The organism is Candidatus Hydrothermales bacterium (assembly GCA_039630235.1).
In the GTDB taxonomy this organism is placed as follows: domain Bacteria; phylum Hydrothermota; class Hydrothermia; order Hydrothermales; family JAJRUZ01; genus JBCNVI01.
The window spans coordinates 62,661-80,462 of record JBCNVI010000002.1; the positions used below are offsets into that span (position 1 = coordinate 62,661).

Annotated in this window: 21 protein-coding genes and 1 pseudogene; 13 read left to right on the top strand and 9 right to left on the bottom strand. The window is 32.8% G+C overall.

The window, feature by feature from the left end:
* Positions 1–17 precede the first annotated feature (17 nt).
* Positions 18–737, bottom strand: a complete 720-nt coding sequence (locus tag ABDH49_02820) for a hypothetical protein (GenBank protein MEN3045904.1) — start codon at positions 735–737, stop codon at positions 18–20.
* Positions 738–829: 92 nt separating this feature from the next.
* Here ABDH49_02820 and ABDH49_02825 point away from each other — a divergent pair, with 92 nt between their 5' ends.
* Positions 830–2,065, top strand: a complete 1,236-nt coding sequence (locus tag ABDH49_02825) for an MFS transporter (GenBank protein MEN3045905.1) — start codon at positions 830–832, stop codon at positions 2,063–2,065.
* 4 nt (positions 2,066–2,069) lie between these two features.
* On the opposite strand, the gene ABDH49_02830 is transcribed toward ABDH49_02825, so the two are convergent.
* On the bottom strand, positions 2,070–2,630 hold the full coding sequence (locus ABDH49_02830; protein MEN3045906.1) for a helix-turn-helix domain-containing protein: 561 nt from the start codon (positions 2,628–2,630) through the stop codon (positions 2,070–2,072).
* 106 nt (positions 2,631–2,736) lie between these two features.
* Here ABDH49_02830 and ABDH49_02835 point away from each other — a divergent pair, with 106 nt between their 5' ends.
* Genes ABDH49_02835 through ABDH49_02850 form a run of 4 tightly spaced genes read left to right on the top strand, consistent with a single transcriptional unit; the run spans position 2,737 to position 6,497 of the window.
* Entirely contained in the window at positions 2,737–4,065 is a 1,329-nt protein-coding gene (locus tag ABDH49_02835) for a KamA family radical SAM protein (protein ID MEN3045907.1), read from the top strand.
* 29 nt (positions 4,066–4,094) lie between these two features.
* Positions 4,095–5,090, top strand: a complete 996-nt coding sequence (locus tag ABDH49_02840) for a D-alanine--D-alanine ligase (protein MEN3045908.1) — start codon at positions 4,095–4,097, stop codon at positions 5,088–5,090.
* Position 5,091: 1 nt separating this feature from the next.
* Positions 5,092–6,033, top strand: coding sequence for an ATP-grasp domain-containing protein (locus ABDH49_02845; protein ID MEN3045909.1), 942 nt, complete (start codon positions 5,092–5,094; stop codon positions 6,031–6,033).
* A complete protein-coding gene (locus ABDH49_02850) occupies positions 6,030–6,497 on the top strand; it encodes a GNAT family N-acetyltransferase (protein MEN3045910.1) in 468 nt (155 codons plus the stop codon). The genes ABDH49_02845 and ABDH49_02850 overlap by 4 nt, the downstream gene beginning before the upstream one ends.
* Positions 6,498–6,509: 12 nt before the next feature.
* On the opposite strand, the gene ABDH49_02855 is transcribed toward ABDH49_02850, so the two are convergent.
* A complete protein-coding gene (locus ABDH49_02855) occupies positions 6,510–7,148 on the bottom strand; it encodes a CDP-alcohol phosphatidyltransferase family protein (protein MEN3045911.1) in 639 nt (212 codons plus the stop codon).
* Positions 7,135–7,644, bottom strand: coding sequence for an AAA family ATPase (locus tag ABDH49_02860; GenBank protein MEN3045912.1), 510 nt, complete (start codon positions 7,642–7,644; stop codon positions 7,135–7,137). The genes ABDH49_02855 and ABDH49_02860 overlap by 14 nt, the downstream gene beginning before the upstream one ends.
* A 68-nt stretch (positions 7,645–7,712) precedes the next feature.
* On the opposite strand from ABDH49_02860, the gene ABDH49_02865 reads away from it, so the two are divergent.
* On the top strand, positions 7,713–8,099 hold the full coding sequence (locus ABDH49_02865; GenBank protein MEN3045913.1) for an AIR carboxylase family protein: 387 nt from the start codon (positions 7,713–7,715) through the stop codon (positions 8,097–8,099).
* Between the two features lie 88 nt (positions 8,100–8,187).
* Positions 8,188–9,210 (top strand): phosphoribosylaminoimidazolesuccinocarboxamide synthase, encoded by a 1,023-nt coding sequence (purC, locus tag ABDH49_02870; GenBank protein MEN3045914.1) that lies wholly within the window; start codon positions 8,188–8,190, stop codon positions 9,208–9,210.
* A gap of 16 nt (positions 9,211–9,226) precedes the next feature.
* Here the strand turns inward: purC and fabG are convergent, their stop codons facing one another.
* Positions 9,227–9,955: a 3-oxoacyl-[acyl-carrier-protein] reductase gene (fabG, locus tag ABDH49_02875; GenBank protein ID MEN3045915.1), complete on the bottom strand. Its 729-nt coding sequence runs from the start codon at positions 9,953–9,955 to the stop codon at positions 9,227–9,229.
* 294 nt (positions 9,956–10,249) lie between these two features.
* Here fabG and ABDH49_02880 point away from each other — a divergent pair, with 294 nt between their 5' ends.
* From ABDH49_02880 to ABDH49_02905, 6 genes and pseudogenes are all read left to right on the top strand, one after another.
* Positions 10,250–10,447: a hypothetical protein gene (locus ABDH49_02880; GenBank protein ID MEN3045916.1), complete on the top strand. Its 198-nt coding sequence runs from the start codon at positions 10,250–10,252 to the stop codon at positions 10,445–10,447.
* Positions 10,448–10,455: 8 nt separating this feature from the next.
* On the top strand, positions 10,456–10,575 hold the full coding sequence (locus tag ABDH49_02885; protein ID MEN3045917.1) for an iron dependent repressor, metal binding and dimerization domain protein: 120 nt from the start codon (positions 10,456–10,458) through the stop codon (positions 10,573–10,575).
* Positions 10,576–10,645: 70 nt separating this feature from the next.
* Positions 10,646–10,801: pseudogene (locus tag ABDH49_02890) on the top strand (ferrous iron transport protein A).
* On the top strand, positions 10,798–11,304 hold the full coding sequence (locus ABDH49_02895; protein ID MEN3045918.1) for a FeoB small GTPase domain-containing protein: 507 nt from the start codon (positions 10,798–10,800) through the stop codon (positions 11,302–11,304). Before ABDH49_02890 ends, ABDH49_02895 begins: the two are co-directional and overlap by 4 nt.
* A 261-nt stretch (positions 11,305–11,565) precedes the next feature.
* A complete protein-coding gene (locus ABDH49_02900; protein ID MEN3045919.1) occupies positions 11,566–11,907 on the top strand; it encodes a nucleoside recognition domain-containing protein in 342 nt (113 codons plus the stop codon).
* Between the two features lie 85 nt (positions 11,908–11,992).
* The gene (locus ABDH49_02905; GenBank protein MEN3045920.1) at positions 11,993–13,288 is read left to right on the top strand and encodes a TrpB-like pyridoxal phosphate-dependent enzyme; all 1,296 of its coding nucleotides are present in this window, start codon (positions 11,993–11,995) and stop codon (positions 13,286–13,288) included.
* A 4-nt stretch (positions 13,289–13,292) separates the two neighbouring features.
* Here the strand turns inward: ABDH49_02905 and ABDH49_02910 are convergent, their stop codons facing one another.
* From ABDH49_02910 to ABDH49_02925, 4 genes are read right to left on the bottom strand one after another with little or no spacing between them, the layout of a single operon-like run.
* On the bottom strand, positions 13,293–14,216 hold the full coding sequence (locus tag ABDH49_02910; protein ID MEN3045921.1) for an OmpA family protein: 924 nt from the start codon (positions 14,214–14,216) through the stop codon (positions 13,293–13,295).
* A gap of 35 nt (positions 14,217–14,251) precedes the next feature.
* A complete protein-coding gene (locus tag ABDH49_02915) occupies positions 14,252–15,664 on the bottom strand; it encodes an amidohydrolase (GenBank protein MEN3045922.1) in 1,413 nt (470 codons plus the stop codon).
* 16 nt (positions 15,665–15,680) lie between these two features.
* Positions 15,681–16,880, bottom strand: a complete 1,200-nt coding sequence (locus ABDH49_02920; GenBank protein ID MEN3045923.1) for a 2,3-bisphosphoglycerate-independent phosphoglycerate mutase — start codon at positions 16,878–16,880, stop codon at positions 15,681–15,683.
* Positions 16,881–16,899: 19 nt separating this feature from the next.
* Positions 16,900–17,730 carry a hypothetical protein gene (locus ABDH49_02925; GenBank protein ID MEN3045924.1) on the bottom strand — a complete coding sequence of 277 codons (831 nt, stop codon included), beginning with the start codon at positions 17,728–17,730 and terminating at the stop codon, positions 16,900–16,902.
* Between the last annotated feature and the right edge of the window lie 72 nt (positions 17,731–17,802).

The window sequence follows — 17,802 nt, forward strand, 5'->3', positions numbered from 1 at the left end:
GGGTTTAGAATATATACTTAGAATATATACATTAAAGAGACATTAGCTCTAAGATGAGTTGTGTTTTTATTTCCAAATCCAATACCTGTTTTTATTATAGAACGTTCAATGGGGAAATAGAGGGCTGGTAGGAAAAATAGGGCTCCCTCGTAGTCTCCGAGGATTTCAATTCCACCAGCAATACCATGGGGATCAGCAGAAAGTGGATTTTTGATTCCTAAGGCCCACTCTCTTATAAGTTCATCTCCCTCCCTGGCAAAAGAAAAATTAACTGATATATTTGAGTGAGTTAGAAAGTTTTTACTTAGTATTATCTCTCCCTCAAAGACTTCTTTACTGTCAAGATATAATCTACTTCTGTAAAATGGAACCTCGTAGGAAAAAAGAAGAGCTAAATTTAAGAGTCCGAAACTTTTGAATCTTATCTGGAGAGAAAAGTTGGCTGCCTCAATCATAGGTGAAAGTTCGGCTCTATCTTTCACATAAGCTTTTCCGAATTTTGCAAAGTGTGTATGAACTCCAAACATTATATGGTCTGTTATCCCATAGGAAAGGCCAGGAGTGAGTTCCCAATGGTCATAATCTGAGCTGTCTCTATTTTCGACGTAGTAATCGTATATCAGATGAAAGATTTTTTCATTTTTTGCACAGGTATTGTAAGACTCTACTGCTATGTATTCTTTAGAGTGGTGAGCGTAAATTGTAAGAGCACCTAAGAGAAGAATTAATTTTTTCATTGAGATTCTCCTTATTAATTTAGGTTGTAATTATAGCACAGATCAGTTAAAATTTTCATTTAAAATTCCAATTCAATAAAAAATTAATTTAGATGAATGTAAGGAAAAATTTAAATATTTCTCTTGTTGAAGGAGTTGTATCTGGTATTCATTTTGGAATATCTAATGGTGTTTTTATAACTGCCTTTGCTGTAAAAATAGGTGCTTTAGCTCATGAAGTTGCTTTTATGAGTTCTCTTTTTAATATCTCCTTTATTTTTACTTTTATTTCAATTTTCTTTCTTTCGATTTTAAAAAGACCTATGATCATTGCTGGAGTAACAGGTTTTATATCAAGGGGTATATGGGGCATTTTTCTCTTTGAAATTTTCTGGAATGTAAAAATTCTTTTTTTAATAATATTTATTTCAGGGATTTTTTTAAACGTTTCTTCTACAGCTTGGAGTTTTTGGTTTGCAAATATTTTGAAAAAAGTCGAACATGGAAGGGGCGAATACCTCGGAACAAGACTAGGCGTTATAACACTTTTTCAATCAGTCTCATTTTTTATTGTTGGTTTAATTTTTGAAAAAGTGGGCTTTAAATCTCTTTTTCTTATCCTTTTTTTACTTTCAATCCTCTCTTTAATTCTGTACTTTTTTCAGGATGAAATTAAGATAGAAGAAAAGTTCAATTTAAAAACCTATTTAAAAGAAATAATAACTGACAGGGATTTTAAAGTATTCATTACCTACATTTTTATTTTCAACGTTTTAATAAATGTAACAGCCCCCATGTTTGGTTACTATGCAGTCAAGTATATGAAGTTAAGGAATTTTGAGATAGCCCTATGGACTGTATCTATGGGACTTGGAAGTGCAATTTTCCAGCCCTTTTGGGGCAAGTTCATAGAAAAAATTTCTCCACGAGCTACCTTAAAAATAAATCTATTTTTCATCACAACTATTCCATTAATTTGGATAATAAGACCTCCTTGGATGTGGTACTTTATATACCTTGACGGCTTTTTAAGTACCTTTGGCTGGTCAGGAATAAATCTTGCTCACTCCTACATTAATTTGATGCTTATTAAAAACCCAATATACCAAATCGTCTTTCTCACTATTGGAGGAACGGGAAGTTTCATAGGAAATAACATTGGAGGCCTCTTTGTGAAGTGTTTTAAAAGCGAAGAATTGGGAATTAAATTTTCCTTTTTTCTCTCCTCTCTTTTCAGATTTCTTATTGCTCTTTACTTACCTAAATTCAATGTAGGAAAAATTATACCAACAAAAAAGGCAATGCTTTTTATCGTAAAGTATCTTCTGTCAAAATTTTTAACAAGATAAGTTATCAGAATATATCAATGTTTGGAGGAGAAACTATATGTATAAGAAGAGCAGATTTGTTTTTTGAACGATTTTCAAAAAAGTGCACCTTATCAGGATGAAAATAGTAGCTTTCACCTCTTAACACTTTTAATCTCCTTTTACCTAACTGAAAAAAAACTGCACCTTTCAAAACAAATCCACCTTCTTCTCCTTCATGAGGAGTCTCAGGTCTTGTTGAAGTAAAGGGAGGAATCTCAACCTTTAATATATCAAAAGACTTATTACCTCCAAAGGGTGTTAACAGCAATATTTTTACGTTCTCTTTCTCTATGTACTTATAGTTTAGTTTACTAAACTTAAATAGGAGACCCTTTTCCTCTTTTTCAAAAAATTCAGAGAAAGTTAGACCTAAAGCATCAAGTATGTTTTTAAAAGTTGAAATAGTAGGAGTTATTTTACCTCTTTCAATTTGAGAAAGTGCAGACTTTGTAATTCCAGATCTTAAGGCAAGTTCACTCAGAGTAATTCCATCTGCCTTCCTTAACTTTCTTATTTTCTCTCCAATTTCTTTTTCAAAAGACATATAATATTTTAAAGTTTTCCACAGACTCTTGACAAACTGTTTTTTTTGTTTTATTATTATTAACTGAAAATTTTGTTAAGTAAAATATAACTTTGAGAAGGGGAACATGGAAACAAAAAGGGAGGAAAAAAATAAGGAAACTTTGAGGGGGGAAGAACCTCCCCCTTTAGCGGCTCTCTCAGTAGATACTGAGGAGAAATACTTTTGGCAGAGGTACCCCCTATATAGAGATATTCCCCCTGAAGTTTTCTACGATTGGAAATGGCAAATCAAAAATCTAATTAGAACACCCGAAAAGCTCTTTGAGGCCTTCCCCTTTCTAAGCGAAAAAGAAAAAAGAGAAATAAGATTAGTTGCAAGAAGCTATCCTATTCTTATTTCACCCTACTACCTTTCACTTATAGACCCTGATAATCCAGATGATCCAATAAGAAAGCAAGCTATACCCACAATTCTTGAGATTAAAGATAAAACGGGAGTAAGGGATCCCCTTGAAGAAGAGGAAGATGAAGCTGCCCCTGGACTTATCCATAGATATCCCGATAGGGCACTTTTAATTACCACAAACTTTTGCACAACTTACTGTAGACATTGTACACGAAAGAGATTACTTGGAAAAGGTGGAACTGTTAGGGTCTATAATGAGTTTAATAAAGTAACAGATTATTTAAGTAAACATCCCGAGATTAACGAAATTATACTTTCGGGTGGTGATCCATTGACACTACCTCTCCTTAAGTTAAAGTTTATTCTTGATGAACTAAGTAAAGTACCTACAATACAAATAGTCAGAATAGGTTCAAGAGTTCCTGTAACTCTTCCTATGAGACTCTTTGATGAGGAACTTTTAAAACTTCTTTCAAGTTATGATTTTCTGTGGCTCAACACTCACTTCAATCATCCAAATGAAATTACAGAACTTTCAAAAAAGGCAGTTTTAAATCTTTTAAAGTGCGGTATACCAGTAAATAACCAAACTGTTCTTTTAAAGGGAGTAAACGATAACGTGGAAATCATGAGAGAGCTTTTAAAAGGTCTACTAAGAATAAAGGTAAGACCCTATTATCTTTTCCACTGTGACCCTACAAAGGGTGTATCTCACTTTAGAACCTCAGTTTATAAAGGAATAGAAATAATGGAAGCTTTAAAGGGACATATTTCAGGACTTGCAATACCTACCTACGTTGTAGATGCACCCCACGGGGGAGGAAAAATCCCTATTATGCCAAACTACATCATATCACTCTCTGACAATAAAATTATTTTGCGAAATTATGAAGGTATGATAGTTTCCTACTCCTGGAATAACGAGGAAAAAGAGGAAAATCTAAACTCGTTCGTTAAGGAAGGGGTATACGGACTAATCAAGGGAGAGGGAAAGTATCTAGTTCCAGAGGGTTTAAATAGGATAGAAAGAAGGAGAAGTAGAAAGTAGTCAAAAATTTAGAGCTAGAAGCTAAGGTTATGAAGATAGGAATCGCCTTTGATCTTAAACCTAAAGAAGTGCCTTCTTTTTTACCTGAGGATATCTTTGAGGAATTCGATTCAGAGCAAACTATTGAATCAATAGGAAAGGCTCTTAAAAATCTCGGATTTGAGGTCTTTTATCTTGGTAGTGGAAAAGCCTTTATCGAAAAAATCTTAGTAAATAAGCCTGATTTTGTGTTTAACATAGCTGAGGGTTTTGGTACAAGATCAAGAGAGGGACACATTCCCTCTATCTGTGAAGTTTTCAACATACCCTATTCTGGCTCTGATCCCTTAGCCCTGAACGTAACTCTTGATAAGGAACTTTGTAAGAGATTTGCCAAATCCCTAAACATTAGAACCCCTTACTTTAAGGTAATTAAAAGTAAAAAAGACGTTAAAAACTTTAAGTTTAATAAGTTCCCCTGTGTTTTAAAACTAAAAAACGAAGGATCTAGTATCGGTCTCAGGCTTTCATCAAAAGTAAACAGCTTAGAGGAGCTAAAAGATAAAGCTTTAGAACTTTTTGAACTTTATAATGAGGAAATCCTTGTAGAAAAATTCATCGCTGGAAAAGAGATTACAGTTGGAATTATAGGGAATAAAAGGATCAAATTTTTAGGTTTCATGGAAATAAGACCTAAAAAGCTTGAACTTCCTAATTTTCTCTACTCTCTTGAGATAAAGAGAAACTTTAGGGAAGAGGTAGAATATATTGTACCCCCTGAAATACCGGGGGAGACATTAAAGGAAATAAAAAGATACGTTCTTAAGTTATTTAGATATTTAAATTTAAGGGATTTTGCAAGATTTGATTTTAGATTAGATGAGGATTTAAAGCCATATTTTCTTGAGATTAATCCACTTCCAGGATTAAATCCTGAAACAAGTGATTTTCCTATAATGGTTTATAAAAGTGGACTTACTTACGATGAAATAATAAAAATGATACTATACAGTGCCTTTGAAAGATACGGTATTAAAAAAAAATAAAATGAGAGTTTGTATACTTTTTAATACCTCACGATATATCGGTAGACCTGATATAGAAAGTGTTTATGATGAGGTTAATATGGTTAAAGAAGCTCTAAAGCAATTGTCCTATGACTATTTTCTTCTTCCTGTCGACAGAAGCTATCAATGGATAGATAGGTTAAAGGAAAGGGATTTCGATGTTGTTTTTAATCTCTGTGAAGATTTTGATGGCAATCCAGAGGGGGAAAGTTGGGTTGCTGGAATTCTTGAAACACTTAGTATTCCATATACGGGCTCACCTCCAACAAGTCTATCTATCTGTTTGGATAAGATAAAAGCAAAAATCTTGGTTTCCTTTCACGGCATAAAAACTCCATCATTTTTTTTGCCCAATTCAGATAACATTAAATTCTTACCTCTAATTTTAAAACCTATAAGATGTGATGCAAGTCTACATATTGAGAAAAAAAATGTAATTTATAAAGTAGAAGATTACTTTAAATTTTTAGAGGAGGTAAAGAATTTAAATGTTGAGTTCTTTGCTGAAGAATACATAGATGGAAGAGAGTTTAATGTTTCTATCTTTGACGATAAAGTGATAGGAATAGGAGAGGTTGTCTTTAAAACAAATCCAAAAGTCTTAACTTATAGTTCAAAATGGAACAAAAAAAGCAAAGAGTACCTTTTAACTCCAGTCATTTATCCTGCAAAACTGGATGAGGACAAAAAGAGGGAAATTGAAAATCTTTCGCTTAAAGTTTTTAAAATACTTGAAATGAGAGACTACGGAAGAGTAGATCTAAGGATGGATGAAAGTGGTACAGTCTATTTTATTGAAGCAAACCCCAATCCGGATGTATCTTACAACTCTGGTTTCTATAGAGCCCTAAAATACGCTGGCATTTCTTACGCTAACTTTGTTAAAAGGCTAATTGAGAAGGCCTTGACAAGAAGCGAGTGAAATTAGAGGAATTAAAAGTAAAAAAGATTTCTAATGAACATAGGCATTTTGTTGAAGACATAGTTAATAAAACTCAAGATTTTTCGGAAAAAGATAAAAAAACATGTCTCAATGTTTTTGATGGAATAGAAAAGGGTGAGTATGAGGGGTTAGGAGTATTCAAAGGTGAGAAGCTCACAGGATTTATACTATTTACAGAGAATTCTCTTGCAGACTCTGTTATTGAACTTTTATGGATAGCAGTTGATCCAGATTTTTATGGAAAGGGTGTAGCACAAATCCTCTGGGATGAATTTTTTAAAGAGGTTAAAAAGAGAAACGCAAGATTGATTGTCTTAGAAACTCAACCCAGACATAAAAGGGCTAGGGCATTTTATAGGAAAATCGGATTTGAAAAGGAAGCGGAAATTAGAGATTTTTATGCAGAGGGGGAACCTAAAGAGATCTGGGTAAAAAGAATTTAGCTCTGAGTAAACTTAGAACTTTTCACTTTTTATAAAAGAGTATAATCTATAGATTCCATTGTCCCATCTCCATACATTTACCAGCATTAAGCCAAAAATCATAATATAGGGATTTTTAAAGATCTCTGTTAAGATGGAAAAAATAAATATGACAAAAACAACAATATCTCTTGTATCTCTTACCAAATGTCTTTTGAAACCCTTTGTATTTTTAACTATGAATTGGGTAATAAGTCTAGTTGCTATTGTCAATGAAACAGTAAAGAGAATAAGTGTGTTGCTTATTTTATACTTAGTAAGGGATAAACCAAAAGAGAAAGCAGCAATAGAGTCGACTATATAATCACACACAGTATCTAAAAGTGCTCCACCTTGTGAACTTAATTTTTTCTTTCTTGCAATCTCTCCATCAACACCGTCAAAAATTGATGCAAGTTGATAAAAGAGGCCAGTTAAAAAGATGTTTTTAATAATTCCGGATATTATAAGTAGACTCGAAAATATAAAAAGGAAAAAAAGAGTTATTTTGTTAGGGGTAACGTTTGTTTTTATTAAAATTTTTGTAAAAAGAGAGGATATGTACCTGTTTAGACGTTTAGAAATTATTCCATCCTTTGGTTTTGAGTCTGGGTGTGCCTTAAACAATATCATTTTCTTCTAAGTCCTTTAATATTAATTTTAAAGATTCTTCTTCAGATAGTTTAGATGTATCAATTATTAAGGAGTTTGGGGTTATGTTTTTTAGTAAACTGTTATAAAATTCTAGAAGTCTTTCCTCTCCCTTGGGTTCAACAGAACTTCTATCTCTTTCTAATAGAGTCTCAAAGGGCGGATTTAAAAGATAAATCCTATATTTTACTCCCCTTTTTTTTATATATTTTAAAACTTTAGACAACTCTTTTTTGTATGTAAATGAGTAATCGAGAATAAGAGAGTACCCCTCTTTTAGTAATTTTTTAATGATCTCATAGTAAATTTTAAATCTTATTCTATTTTTTTCAAATTTTTTTTTAATTTTGAAGATCTCGTCATATTGAACAAGTACTACTCCTTTTTCTTTGAGGTTTTCAAAAAGCCTCTTAGAGATCGCGGTTTTTCCTGCCCTTGGAGCACCTCTCATAATAATGGCGAATTGAGAATTACTCATAATGAAATCTTAAATTGAATTTTTGTTTAAATTAATTATATACTAAGAAAATAAAAAAGGGGAAACCTATGAAAGCCGTAATAATAATGGGTTCAAAGGCTGACTACGATCATGCAATAAAAATATTTGATAAATTAAAGGGGTTCGGCATAGAGTGTGTTCTAAGGGTTGCTTCGGCTCACAAAACCCCCCTGAAAGTCTTAGAAATCTTAAAAGAATACGAAGATCAAGATGTTGTATTTATTACTGTAGCAGGAAGAAGTAACGCATTAAGTGGATTTGTTGATGCTAACACAACAAAACCATGTATTGCTGCACCGCCTTATAGTGATAAGTTCAGCGGCGCCGATATATTTTCAAGCTTAAGAATGCCCTCTGGTGTAGCACCCCTGACAGTTCTTGAACCTGAGGGAGCTGCTCTAGCCTACCTTAAAAATAATGGCTATGAAAGATAAAAATTTAGAAGAGAGGTTAAAAAAATATAAAGAAGCTAAAATAAAAGAAATTGAAGAATCTGATAGAGAACTTAGAGGGAAATAAGCTATGGGAAGCGTAAAGGATTTAATAGTAATAAAAAAACCAGAATCGAATTTTTCTGGAGTGGGTAGATTTGAGTTTTCTGATAGGTACTCTGTCTTTGATTGGGGAGAAATGCCAGATCAAATAGAGGGCAAAGGAAAAGCCACATGTATAGTAACAGCTTACTTTTTTGAAAAACTTGAGGAAATAGGTATTAAAACTCACTATTTGGGGCTTTATGAGGACAGCACCTTAAAAAAACTTAAAGATTTAAAGGAACCATGTAACGTCATGGAGATAAAACTTCTAAGAGTTTTAAGACCGGAGATTAAAGAGGGTACCTACGACTACTCAATTTATAAAAAAGAAAAGGGAAACTTTTTAATACCTCTTGAGATAATTTATAGAAATTCGCTTCCTGAAGGTTCGTCAGTTTTTAAAAGGCTAAGAGAAGGTAAGTTGAAACTGGAGGATATCGGTTTAAAGGAAATGCCAAAACCAGGTCATAAACTTGATAGTCCTTTAATTGACGTATCCACAAAACTCGAAATAACAGATAGATACGTTACCTTAAACGAGGCTAAAGAGATTGCAGCCCTGAAAGATGAGGAAATCGAAGAGATAAAGTCTAAAACACTTTTAATAAATAGTTTAATTACCGAGGAAGTAAAGAAAATTAGTCTTTCTAATGAAGATGGGAAATTTGAGTTTGGGTTTGACGAAAATAGGAATTTAATAGTTGTGGACGCTATTGGTACACTTGATGAATGTCGCTTTACCTATGAGGGAATTCATTTAAGTAAAGAAATAGCAAGGATATATTATAGAAAAACAGAGTGGTACGAAGAGGTTGAAAAGGCAAAAGAAAAGGATAGAATAAATTGGAAAAAACACGTCGGAGTTTTACCCCCTAAATTACCTTCCGAACTAAAGAAGATAATAGAGGATATATATAAGGCCTACGCAAACGAACTAACAGAAAGAGAATGGTTCAAAGTAAGACCACTAAAAGAAATTGTTAGGGATTTAAGGGAGTATTTAAGCTAGAAGTAATATAAGATACTCACACCATCCCACCATCGATTTGGATCACACATCCAGTTATGTAAGATGCCTTAGAAGAGGCAAGAAAAGATAAAAGCTCTGCAACTTCTTCTGGTTTTCCAAATCTTTTTAGGGGAATTTGCTCTAAGTATTTCTTTTTCACTTCTTCAGGTAATTTTTCTGTCATAGGTGTTTCGATAAAACCAGGTGCAACTGCAATTACTCTTATATTCCTAGAACCAACCTCTTTTGCAAGTGATTTTGTAAAGGCAATAAGAGCTGCCTTTGAGGCAGAGTAATTACATTGTCCGATATTACCTGTTATCCCCACAACTGATGAAATATTTATAATTACACCTGATTCTTGCTTCATCATCATCTTTACGATCTCTCTTGTTAAGAGAAAGACTCCCCTTAGATTCACGTTAAGTACAAGGTCCCAATCCTCTTCTTTCATCCTTACAAGTAGTGCATCTTTTGTAACACCTGCGTTATTTACAAGAACATCAATCCTTTCGTTCCTTAATCTTACTTCCTGAAGGAATTTATCTATGTCTCCCTTTTTTGATATGTCACCTTTAAAATACCACCCCCTATCCATTATGCTTTCTTCCCAGAAACTTTTAAGCCTTTCTTCGTCTTTGTCAAAAAGGATAACTCTTGCACCATACTCAACGAACTTCTTTGCGGTTGCCTTTCCTATCCCTGAAGAACCACCTGTTATGATAGATGTTTTTCCCTCAAGCATATTTCCCCCCTTTAATTAAAACTAAAACATATAAAAATTTCATTCTAAAAGCCTTACACTCAAAATTTGTTTTTTCATTAGCTTTTTGTATAACTCTTTAATGCTTTTACTACACATCCGGTGCTAGAAGTTGCACCTCTATTGCAATTATTTGCGCAAGTTTGAATGTATTTCTTTTTCACTCGATTTATATTTTAAAAGCAAAAGTATTTGTAACACAAGTTAGATTTTATTTTTTTATAATAAAAAGGTTTTATAATTAAAAAGTTAAATTAGGCTAACAAAGTTAGAAAAATGAAACATTTAAGTTCTTCTTTGGAAGATTATCTTGAGGCAATTTATATTTTGAAAGAAAAGAAGGGATTTGCGAGGGTTTCAGAGATTGCAAATTTCTTGAACGTAAGTATGTCATCTGTCAATTCAGCAATTAAAACTCTTGCGAAAAAGGTAAGAGAGAAGCAAAAAAGATTTATTCAAGAGATCTTACTTTAAAAAAATTTTTGAAAGAAATTTTAAAGGTAAAAGAGAAAAAGACTGAGAAAGACGCTTGTAAGATAGAACATCATATAAGTAAAGAGACGTTAAATAAACTTGCTAAAGTATATAGAGAGTGTAATTAAAGATGATTCTAAGCGAGGTAAAAAAGGAAAAGTTAAAATTGTAGGTTTTTAGGAGGAAAAAAATTTTCAAAGAAGGATGAGTGCTTTAGGAATTTTTTTAAATGATATTGTTGAAATTATTGCAAATAACTATTACGGTTCTGTGATTATAGGTAAAAGGACTTTAAGAGTAGGGATAGGATGGAAAATAGCAAGCAAAATACTTGTAGAAAAAGTAGAGAGTTGAAAAGAGTTGCAATCATAGGGAATCCAAACTCCGGCAAATCAACTATTTTTAACAATTTAACAGGTTTAAATCAGAAAGTCAGAAATTGGTCTGGTGTAACCGTAGAAAAATATGAGGGAGAATTTACCTATAAAGATGAAAAGTTTCATATAGTTGATCTTCCGGGAACATATGGGCTCTATAGTCTTTCTACGGATGAAAAAGTTGCGAGAAGATTTTTGATAGAGGAAAAGCCAGATGCCGTTATAGTAGTAGTTGATTCAACAAATATAGAAAAACATCTTTTTCTTTCAATCGAAACTCTCGAGATGGGACACAATGCAGTTCTTTGTCTTAATATGACTGACCTTGCAAATGAAAAGGGATTAATCATTGACGAAAAAACTCTTTCAAAAATTTTAAAAATACCTTTTATTAAAACAATTGGGAATAAAAATATAGGAACCGAGGATTTAAAAGAAGCAATATATCAGGTAGTTAAAAATAAAGAAGAGAAATTTTGAAAATAGATTATGGAAAAGAAGTTGAGGAGTTACTTGAAAGTTATTAAAAAAGAAATAAAATTTCCTGACTCTTTTCCTGAAAGGGGGGACTTATAAAGATATTTTCAAAGGACGAGGAGGTAATAGAGTTTTTAGGGGAAAAGAAAGAAGTGCTTCAAAGAACAGATAAGATTTCCCATTATCATGTTTACCGTTTTTTTGAATATCTCGTAATTGAAAAAATGGAGTAAGTTAAGGAAGTAGGGAATCTATTTTAGTAAAATTGGCTCCTTAATTTCTCCCATTTTTTCACCCGCAGGTTTTGATAGATGGGAAATTACAGTTGCACTTTTAAGTGGTATTGTGGCAAAAGAACTAGTAGTTGGCACTTTAGGTGTTATCTTTGGCGAAAAGCAGATAGTTACATCACTCAAGAAATTATTTAATCCCTTAACTGCTTACTCCTTTTTACTTATGTCCCTTATTTATACTCCCTGTATAGCAACAATGATAGCAATAAAGAATGAGGTAGGAATCAAGTATTTACTATTAACAATATTTTATACGCTATTTCTCGGGTGGATTGTGGCAGTAGTATTTTATCAAATAGCCTGTTTATTATAGACATCTTTAAAATCAATTCAATTTTAGTCTATAATTTTTATAATTCTTAGAGAATTAAAAGGGAGGATTAAAAGGAGTTAAAAAAATGAATAAAATAAAATATGTAAATCTTAGGCCGGAGGAAATTCCAACGCATTGGTATAACATATTACCAGATTTACCAGAGCCGCTTCCTGAGCCAAAAGATCCACCAGAGGGTGAATCAAGACTAAAAAATTTACCAAAAATGATGCTTGAAGAATGCTTAAAACAAGAGTTCTCAAATGAAAGATGGATAGAAATACCTGAAGAATTGAGATTTTATTATATGCAAGCAGGTAGACCAAGACCACTTTTTAGAGCCTATGCTCTTGAAAAGTATCTTGATACACCAGCGCATCTTTACTATAAGGCAGAATTCTATAGTCCAACCGGCTCTCATAAGGTAAATACCGCACTTGCACAGTGTTACTACGCAAAAAAAGAGGGCTATAGAAGAGTTGTAACAGAAACAGGGGCAGGTCAATGGGGTTCAGCTCTTTCATACGCTGCAAGACTATTTGGATTAAAGTGCACTGTTTATTGGGTCAGAGCAGTTTATAAGTGGAAAACACAAAGAAGAATCTTTATGAAAATGCTCGGAGCAGATGTCTTTGCGTCACCCTCTCCAAATACAGAAACAGGAAGAAAACTTTACGAAAAAAATCCCGATCATCCTGGTTCTCTGGCAATAGCTATATCAGAAGGACTTGAAGATGCCTATAAAAACTCCGATACAGTTTATCTTTTAGGCTCTGTTTTAAATCATGTACTACTTCATCAAACAATAGTAGGTCTTGAAACAAAAAAACAATTTGAATACTTTGGTGAATATCCTGATGTAATAATTTCCTGTCTTGGGGGCGGCTCAAATTTTGGAGGTCTTGCGCTTCCCTTTTATTATGATGTGCTAAAAGAAGGTAAAAAGATAAAGTTTATAGCTGCTCAAAGTGAAGTAGCACCAAACCTTTTAGGAGAATATAGGTATGACTTTGCTGATCACGCAGAAATAACACCGATGCTTAAAATGTATACACTTGGACATAAAAAGGAAATGGATCCGATAAAAGCAGACGGCCTTAGATACCATGGGGCAGCACCAATTTTAAGCCTCTTAAGACACAAGGGTCTCCTTGATGTTAAGGTTTATCCAAAAGATGAAAAGTATGTTTTTGAAAGAGCAAGAGAATTTTTCCAATTAGAGGGATTTCTTCCTGCACCTGAGTCAGCATACAGTATAGCCTGTGCAATTGATGAAGCACTAAAATGTAAGGAAGCAGGAGAAAAGAAAGTAATAGCCTTTAACGTTTCAGGACACGGCTTCCTTGATTTAGATGGTTACGGAGAGGTTCTAGGGATCTAAATAATTATTCTTTTACTATTTCAACTCTTCTATTTTTCGTTCTTCCCTCTTCAGTGTCGTTTGAGGCAACTGGGCAAAGTGGGCCAACACCAAAAGCTTTTAGTCTATCCCTTGAAATACCGTATTTTTTAACGAGTTCCTCAACAACGCTTTGAGCCCTTCTTCTTGATAGATCCATATTGTATTCAAGCTTACCAACATTATCTGTATGACCTACTATATAAACTTTAATTTCAGGATTTTCCTTTAAGAATTTTGCTATTTCCCTTAAAGCGGGTTCTGATTCAGGCTTTATATCTGCCTTGTCAAAATCAAAGTAAATTCCATATATTGCAACATGTCCCTTTTTCATTATTTCTTCCCTTATTTCCTCAGCCCTAATAAGACCGATCTCCATTTCTTTTCTTTCGGCGATTCCCAAAAATACAACAGGGTTATAGTCCCAACCTTCAAGAACTGTAATTGAAACTCCTATATTTTTTTTCTTTGCTGAAATATGAAAGAATTCAGAAGGCTTATTTTCTGTTTGATAAACAGCACGAAATATTTTGTTGTACTTTGATAAAAATTCCCTTATGCCCTTAATTTTTTCTCCCTTACCTATATAGATTATTTCAAAATCTCCTTTTTTCAAAGCATGTTCATAATTTTTAAAGACTTCATAAGTAGATCTTTCTTTAGGACAGTGATACATAATAAAAGTAACTTTACCTTCAAAGAGTTCCTTTTTTGCAGATTCAACATCCTTATCAGCCGAAGACGGGACTGGTCCAGCAAGAAGATATAACCTTTCAAATTCTCTTACCTCATAAATAGCGATTCTTGAACCAGGAAACCTAGAGATTAAAGGGTGATCCTTACTTCCCGGAACATCTCCTGTTTTTGCATAAATAATAAGAGACAAAAAAGCTATGATTTTACTCTTCATAACATTCCTCCTTTAAGCTTTAAATTTTTAGAGATCTAAACATATTTAATTTCATCGTTAAAGACAACAGCTACTAATTCGTTTTTCTTGTTTAAAATGATTAAATCAGCATCATAGCCCTCTTTTAGTTTACCCCTGTTTTCCTCTTCAAAAGAGAATATTCTCGGATTTTCTGTATAGAGCTTTAATGAAGTTTCAAAATTGATCCTCTCGGTAGGAATAGGGTGATTAACAGCTCCTTCTATTCCATACAAAGGTCCTATGGGCATACAATCAGAACCAAAGGAAAGCATAAGGTTTTCAGAAAGTAGCCTGTTAAATGGATTCATATTCCTCCATCTTTTTTCGCCAAGTCTTTTATAGTACATTCCATATTTTTCTTGCCACTCCCTTACAAAATTGGGTTGCATTGATATATATATATTGCTCTTTTTTGCCATCTTTATAATATTTTTATTAACAAGCTCAAAGTGCTCTATTCTATGTCTTAAGCTGTTATGGGAGATCAGTTTATTAAAAACTTTTAAAACAAATTCTATTGCAGCATCTCCTATTGCATGCACAAGAAGCTGTAAGCCTTTGTTTTCTGCATATCTTATAAAACCTTCAAGTTCCTTATCACTAATCAGAAGTTTCCCTCTTTCACCTTTTGAGTCACTATAACTTCTATTTAAAAAGGCAGTCCTTGCCCCTATTGATCCATCAGAAAAAACCTTTATTCCCTTTAATTTCAGAAATCTTCTTTCTTTAAATTTATCCTTTATTTTCTCAAACTCATCAATCTCAACTAAACTTTTTAGAGCAACATATAAGTTCACCCTAATTAAAAAATCTTTTTCATCAAATTCTAAGATGTTTTCAAAATTTCTAAGACCTAATATTTCATGTACCTCTGTTATTCCAAAAGAGAGAGCAATTTCTTGACCCTTAACAAAAGCTCTTTTTATCTCTTCTTTAGAGGGTGGAAAATAGTAATTTAGGTAAAGGGGAACATCTTCTTTCATAACTCCTGTTTCAAAATCAATATTTTTAGCCTCTTTTGATTTTAAAATTTCAAGGGCCTTTGAATTTCCTACAGCAAAATGACCACACACTCTCCTTAAAATTATTGGAACATCTTTTGATATTTTATCAAGCTCTTCTCTTTTAGGAAACTCTTTTTCTTTCCATTTACTTTCATCGAAATCATAAGCAATAACTAAATCTTTCTCTATCTCTAAGATTTTTTTTAAAAATTCGTAAACTTCTTCTTTTGATCTTTTTTCTTTTAAAGAGTGCCTTATGTGAGATAATCCCATCTGAATTAAATGGGTATGAGAATCACAAAAAGAGGGGAAAATTTTTGCGTCTTCAAATGTAAAGTTTGACTCTATCTCTCCCTTTTTATATACCCCCCTAATTTTTTCCCTTTCTATTTTTATAACCTTCTCAGAATCAGCTATTATCACAAACGATCCCTAAGCTCTATGCTCCAAACTTTTCTAACTTTCCAGATAGGGCAAGTAAAAGTGGTAAAAGCTCTTTACCTTTTATAGTCCCGAGATAACCTTTTAAAACTTCTCTTTCATCGAACTTTTTACAATCATCAGGTTCTACAAGTGGTGAATAGATAAGAAGAGGGGTAGGGTGCCATGAATGACTCCTTAAGACTGCTGGTGTAGAGTGGTCAGCTGTTATTGCTATCACATCTGCACCTGCGTTAACTATTTGAGGAATATACCTATCCACATTTTCTATTTCCTTAACTTTACCGTAAAAGTCTCCATCTTCACCCTTTTTGTCGGTTTCTTTGTAGTGAAGATAAACAAAATCGTAATTTTTAAGAGCCTCTGGCAAAATTTTACAAGCCTCTTCAAAACTGTTCACATTTTCAAAAACATCCATTCCAACAAGCTTTGCAAGTCCCTTATACATAGGATAGTAAGCAATTCCACAAGCTTTGAGTTTCCATTTTTCTTCAAAGGTTTCCCAGTCTGGTAGAGTAGAAAATCCCCTTAAAAGAACATAATTTGCTCTTTTTTCATCCTTTAAGATAGAAGCAGCCTTTTTTAAGAAAGTTTCTACTACTCTTTTTGTTTTTTCTGTTTTTTTATCCTTCGCAATAAGCTCAAGAGGTTTTTTGCCTTCTTTTAAGGGATCAGTATCTCTAAGTTCAGGTGAAAGATCTTCGCCCCTTAGAATCAAAACAAATCTGTGTTCTTTTCCCGGATATAGTATAATTTCTACATCTTCAATTTTTTCAATTTCACCTTTTAACTTCTCAACAAGTTTTTTTGATTCTTCGGTTTCGATTCTTCCAGCTCTTCTATCGATAACATAGCCGTTTTCGTCGATTTTACAAAAATTGCATCTTATGGCTATATCGCCTTTTCTAAGATCTGCCCCCACTCCAAGTGCTTCAAGAACGCCCCTTCCAATCTGATATTTGAATGGATCATAGCCAAAAAGAGAAAGATGAGCAGGTCCGCTTCCAGGTGTTACTCCCCATTCACAGGTCAAAATTCTCCCACATGTAGATTTTTTTGCAAGCTCATCAAGATTTGGCTTATTTGCTACCTCCATTTCTGTTTTTCCATCCTTGGGAAGTCCAGAAAGACCATCTATAACAAAAAGTAATATTTTTTTATTATTTTTTATTAAAATTTCCCTTACAATCTCCTCCATAGTTTAATTTTAAAGTTTTTTAAAATACAAATTCAGTCTTAACCGACTTATCTACTTCAAAAGGTAAATTTGCTTTTAACTTCAAAAATATTTTCCAATTACTTTTCTCTGTAATTTTTAAAAAATTAACTTTCTCTGGAAAGTAAAAATCGTTAAAAACATATATATTTCTATCTTTTGAAATTTTTAAATCATATCTTATTTCATAGCTTCCTGCTTCTTGTAGGTTTGAAATTGTCTCTCTGAAAATATGAGGATTAATTGAATCACCTTTGTAAATCCATTCTATTTCAAGGTTAAGACTTTTTGCTTTACCCTTATTAAAAAGTGAAACGTGAAATATAGCTTCTCCACCCCTTACTTCCAATAAGTTAGCGTGTACACTTAATTCATTCTTAAAATTTAGACCATCTTCCTTTAACTTAAATTTTTCTATAAAAGTATCATCAGTAAATAAAAATAGGGCTTTCCTCAAATAAGGGCAACTTAGTACAAAACCTGGACTCTCAATAACTCCGCCCTTTGAATCAAGGTAACCTAAAGCTTTACCTTTTTTAACCTTTACTTCAAACTCAGAAACATTTTTAAATTCATATCTTTTTTCATCACAAACTCTATACCTTGTAACAACTTTGGGAACCTTTGATTCCTCTAAACTCCTCTCTATAAAAATTTCTCCACTCGTTATTTTTATCTTTTTAACTTTTTTTCTTAAAACGAACTTAATCAAAAAATTTTCTCTTTCTTCAGAGGTCTTTATTTCACCTATATTTTTTAAAAAAGAGTCAACCCAATCTATAGCTTTATTTTTAAAGAAGTGATCTAAAATTGTAAAAAATTCAAACAACAAACTAAAAAAGATAAAACTAACAGCAAAATAAAGAACGTAACTTTTCTCAAATCTTTTGTATATTAAATAAAA

What these genes read in the sequence shown, in the direction of transcription:
- fabG (MEN3045915.1), bottom strand. Translation starts at nt 9,955, where the DNA reads ATGCTTGAGGGAAAAACATCTATCATAACAGGTGGTTCTTCAGGGATA.
- ABDH49_02840 (MEN3045908.1), top strand. Translation starts at nt 4,095, where the DNA reads ATGAAGATAGGAATCGCCTTTGATCTTAAACCTAAAGAAGTGCCTTCT.
- ABDH49_02880 (MEN3045916.1), top strand. Translation starts at nt 10,250, where the DNA reads ATGAAACATTTAAGTTCTTCTTTGGAAGATTATCTTGAGGCAATTTAT.
- ABDH49_02835 (MEN3045907.1), top strand. Translation starts at nt 2,737, where the DNA reads ATGGAAACAAAAAGGGAGGAAAAAAATAAGGAAACTTTGAGGGGGGAA.
- ABDH49_02830 (MEN3045906.1), bottom strand. Translation starts at nt 2,630, where the DNA reads ATGTCTTTTGAAAAAGAAATTGGAGAGAAAATAAGAAAGTTAAGGAAG.
- ABDH49_02865 (MEN3045913.1), top strand. Translation starts at nt 7,713, where the DNA reads ATGAAAGCCGTAATAATAATGGGTTCAAAGGCTGACTACGATCATGCA.
- ABDH49_02910 (MEN3045921.1), bottom strand. Translation starts at nt 14,216, where the DNA reads ATGAAGAGTAAAATCATAGCTTTTTTGTCTCTTATTATTTATGCAAAA.
- ABDH49_02920 (MEN3045923.1), bottom strand. Translation starts at nt 16,880, where the DNA reads ATGGAGGAGATTGTAAGGGAAATTTTAATAAAAAATAATAAAAAAATA.
- ABDH49_02905 (MEN3045920.1), top strand. Translation starts at nt 11,993, where the DNA reads ATGAATAAAATAAAATATGTAAATCTTAGGCCGGAGGAAATTCCAACG.
- purC (MEN3045914.1), top strand. Translation starts at nt 8,188, where the DNA reads ATGGGAAGCGTAAAGGATTTAATAGTAATAAAAAAACCAGAATCGAAT.
- ABDH49_02845 (MEN3045909.1), top strand. Translation starts at nt 5,092, where the DNA reads ATGAGAGTTTGTATACTTTTTAATACCTCACGATATATCGGTAGACCT.
- ABDH49_02825 (MEN3045905.1), top strand. Translation starts at nt 830, where the DNA reads ATGAATGTAAGGAAAAATTTAAATATTTCTCTTGTTGAAGGAGTTGTA.
- ABDH49_02855 (MEN3045911.1), bottom strand. Translation starts at nt 7,148, where the DNA reads ATGATATTGTTTAAGGCACACCCAGACTCAAAACCAAAGGATGGAATA.
- ABDH49_02820 (MEN3045904.1), bottom strand. Translation starts at nt 737, where the DNA reads ATGAAAAAATTAATTCTTCTCTTAGGTGCTCTTACAATTTACGCTCAC.
- ABDH49_02860 (MEN3045912.1), bottom strand. Translation starts at nt 7,644, where the DNA reads ATGAGTAATTCTCAATTCGCCATTATTATGAGAGGTGCTCCAAGGGCA.